Origin of the sequence: Thermococcus sp. MAR1 (assembly GCF_012027305.1) — an archaeon.
GTDB lineage: Archaea > Methanobacteriota_B > Thermococci > Thermococcales > Thermococcaceae > Thermococcus.
Genome location: NZ_SNUF01000031.1, coordinates 1 through 403 on the forward strand (window position 1 = coordinate 1; position 403 = coordinate 403).

1 protein-coding gene is annotated in these 403 nt (G+C 54.6%); it reads left to right on the top strand.

The features are described from left to right. Positions 1–403, top strand: a 403-nt coding sequence (locus E3E25_RS11410; protein ID WP_304940872.1) for an aminoacyl--tRNA ligase-related protein, incomplete at both ends; no start/stop codon positions are given.

Sequence of the window (403 nt, forward strand, 5' to 3'; positions counted from 1 at the left end):
GGCACTCATCCCTGAAACCGAGTTCCAGAAGGAGGCAGAACACATAGCGGGCTTTGAGGGTGAGGTCTTCTGGGTCACCCACGCCGGTCACGATCCCCTCGACATCAAGCTCATCCTCAGGCCGACGAGCGAGACTGCAATGTACTCAATGTTCGCTCTCTGGATTCGCTCACATGCCGACCTTCCCTTCAAGGTCTACCAGATAGTTAACACTTACCGCTACGAGACCAAGCACACGAGGCCGCTTATCCGTGTCAGGGAAATCAGCAGGTTCTTCGAGGCCCACACGGCTCACGATAGCTTTGAGGATGCCGAGAGGCAGATAAAGGAGGATCTTGAGATATTCGACAACCTCGCCAAGTTCCTTGCGATTCCTTACATAGTCTCCAAGAGGCCCGACTGG